This is a genomic window from Vibrio sp. D173a (genome assembly GCF_030248475.1).
Window position 1 is genome coordinate 1 of sequence record NZ_JAHGAH010000082.1, and the last position, 3,248, is coordinate 3,248.

Annotated in this window: 2 protein-coding genes; both read right to left on the minus strand. The window is 42.1% G+C overall.

Going from position 1 to position 3,248, the window contains the following annotated elements; translation table 11 throughout:
* Positions 1–82: 82 nt before the first annotated feature.
* On the minus strand, positions 83–514 hold the full coding sequence (locus KIV40_RS09695) for a GNAT family N-acetyltransferase (protein ID WP_285348909.1): 432 nt from the start codon (positions 512–514) through the stop codon (positions 83–85).
* Between the two features lie 424 nt (positions 515–938).
* The gene (locus KIV40_RS09700; protein WP_285348911.1) at positions 939–2,432 is read right to left on the minus strand and encodes a lytic polysaccharide monooxygenase; all 1,494 of its coding nucleotides are present in this window, start codon (positions 2,430–2,432) and stop codon (positions 939–941) included.
* Between the last annotated feature and the right edge of the window lie 816 nt (positions 2,433–3,248).

Here is a 3,248-nt window from a genome sequence, read left to right on the forward strand (position 1 = left end):
CATTGGGGTCCACTTCTGTTATTAGCTTTGGGCGTTTCTTCTAACAAAACCTGTTTAAGGCGGATGTACGACATATCGAGCGTTATAACGTCATGTGTAAAATTGGAAATGGTTTACCCATATCATCGAGTGGTGAGCGAGATTCGACTTTAAAACCCATACGTTGGTAAAAACCGACGGCTTGTGGGTTTTGCTCATTCACATCGACTTTTACTGCGCCGAGATGTTTTATCGCGTGTTGCAGCAACATCTTACCTATGCCTTTTCCTCTTGCTTGGTCTAGAAGAAACAGCATCTCGATTTTTTCATCATGAACACCAACAAAACCTTGTATTGCACCTGCAGTGTCTTTCACACACTTTAAGGTGACTGCAGGAAATGCTTGTTCAATGATGATGGGTTTAAAAAACTCAATATCTTCTTCTGTGATGAAGTCATGCGTCGCTCGGACTGAATTTTCCCAAACGGCTAGCAGCTCTGCATAGTGTTCAGGAAGCACATTTTCTACCGTCATAGATTTTCTCTCTTTGAGTGGACTGAAGTTCAATGTGCAGCCGCGAAGCGTGAGTTTAGCAACTTGGTGATACCGTGTATATTGGAAGGTCCTCTTCATTGAGATCCACTGCCCATTGAATCGAAATGGCAAAGGGCTTGTCCTAACGCAATTAACCATGCTTTTATCATGGAAATGTCCCCTTCTAGAGACAACACTTAATAGAAAGGAGGTGATCATGAAACAGTTCAAAAACATCTTATTCGTTAGCCAGGGACTGGCGGGCAAGAGCGATTCTCTAGAGCAATTGCCCATTGAGCAACAGAGGGTGATTAACCGACTTTAACCTATACCTCGAGCATATGAAAAAGCCATCGCACTATTAACTGGAACGATGGCTTTGATGCTTGCCTAGGCCAAATCCATTTGGCTTTAGTGAATGAGATTAGCTAGCTGGACGCCAAACACCCCATTGGTCTTTTTGGTATGTCGTTTGTGGATCATCACCACCTTCAATCCACCACTGAGCTTTCCATTTTCCATCAGCGTAAGACACCACTTCACCACCTAGATACGTTTTTGCTGCATCCCATTCATCACCACTTGGATCCGGTGTTGGATCTGGGTCTGGTGTTGGGTCTGGATCAACCGTACCTTCATCTGCAATCACTTCAAATGTGAATGTCTCTTTACGTTCACTGTTCACTGCGTTAGCAACAAACGAAAGTGTTTCATTCTGAGTAATGGTTGTCGTATCTACCACGATAGACGCGGTACCATTGTTTTGAATGCTCACCGCTGTGCCTTGGGTTTGAGTCAGATTCGCCGCTTCACTAACTGCAATCACAACTTTGTCGCCTGCGTTTACGACCTTATCACTCTTAACCAGCTCGTAAAGCTCACCAGTTAGGGGCTCAACCGTACCATCGTCCCCATCAATTACTGAGATCACACCCGATGCACGGCTATCTTTTGAGTTGAAGAAGTTACGTGAAGGATCGTTTTGGAAGTACATGTAGTGAGACATTTCTTCATGCCAGTCACCAATGAATACTGCACCATCTTTGAATTCTTCATGCCAACCATTGATCTCTGACGCCAGTAGACGCTGCCAGTCATTGATGTTGGATGAATTCACTTCAATATCAAAGCTGCGTGCAATATCACCGTACTTATTGATGATGTCGTATTTAACCGTATCACCAAGGTCTGGGCCAACAAAGTCGACAGGGATGTACAGATCACCCTTCACAAGGTCAGGCTGTGGTGTTGGCTCAGGTGGAGGGGTTTCACCGCCCACAATAGTGATATCAGAACAGTTGTAGAAGCCTTCACCCGCCGCATCATCGCGTTGCCAGCGAACATATAGAATAGCGTCGCCTGAGCGGTCAGAAGGAATGGTAACGTTCATGCGATACTTGCCATCTTCAACTGGCACATTACCTTCTGTCTGAATAAGTTCTAGATCACCCCAAGCAAGCGACTTGCTCAGATCTGCGCCTGGTTTGGTTAGGTAAAATTCCCAGAATGATGGGTTGTGTGGTGCAGTGGCATTGAACACGAACTCAAAGGTACCCGTGTTGAGCTCTGTACGAGTCCAAGCGGTATGTGGCGCCCCCATACCCTTCTTCTGCGGGTCGTTTGCGTAACATAGTGTGCCGTCAGGAATTGCCGCTTTTACCGCTTCCATGTTGTTGTAGTCGGTAATGTTCTTCGCGTACTCGTTGCGCTGAACAAACGGATAGGTACCCGAGATCTCCTTTGCCTGAGCACAAGCCGCATTTGGTGGATTGCCCGACCAAATTCCGCCTTGTTCATAACATGTATTTTGGCGAGCACTCGGAAACTCTGTCCAACCGTGAGCATTCGCTGCTGTTGGTAGGCCAGATAACATCGCCATGCCCACTGCTGCTTTAAGAATGTTTTTATTTGATTTCACTTTTTCACTCTCTTCCGTTTATTGTACAAATAAGATCCAACGGATTTTTATATCCGCCATCACCTATTGCGTGTTTATAGTTTTAATCAGAAAACAGTAAAAAATAATATACTTAACTTAAACCATTAAAAGATAATTTCTTATTGATAGGAATGAAAATCACATTTATTAAATATTAAAAAAACAATGAAACCACAAAAAAGGCAACAAAAACAATTATTTAAATTCAATTAATACCAGAAAAACAATAAACATTTAGAGCAAATACACCAAAAAAGTGTTTTTACATTCCAAGGAAATATTAACTATTAATTGTGATTTACATTCCAATTCATTTTTAATCACTTAAAATTCAAATAACTAATTAACCCCAAGCTAATATAATAAATTTTAATATTTAAAACCTAAACCTTTACCTCGCATATATTTTATTAAACGAGGATAAATGCATCAGATATGAAATTAATCTGTCTGTCACTTGTCGCAAGTTTTATTGGTGTGCAAAAAATGAGCAGATGTTCCTTTCATTATTGCTGGATATGTACATATCTTTGCGGGAATGGAATGGTGATGTCTTCCGCATCAAATGCATCCTTCACTCGCTCGCTCGTACAAACCAAAATAAGCGGGCCAATAATTTTCAGAATCTACCCACGCCCACACTAACATTCCAACATGAATGTTACATCAATACGGCGCTTCTCTTCATTAAAGAGATTCTTCACCGTGCCTTTGGATAATGTAAGTTGAGTTCTGTCGAAAATAAGCTTTTTTAATAATATGAACACTCCTACCCAGCCTCACACCTATACCCAA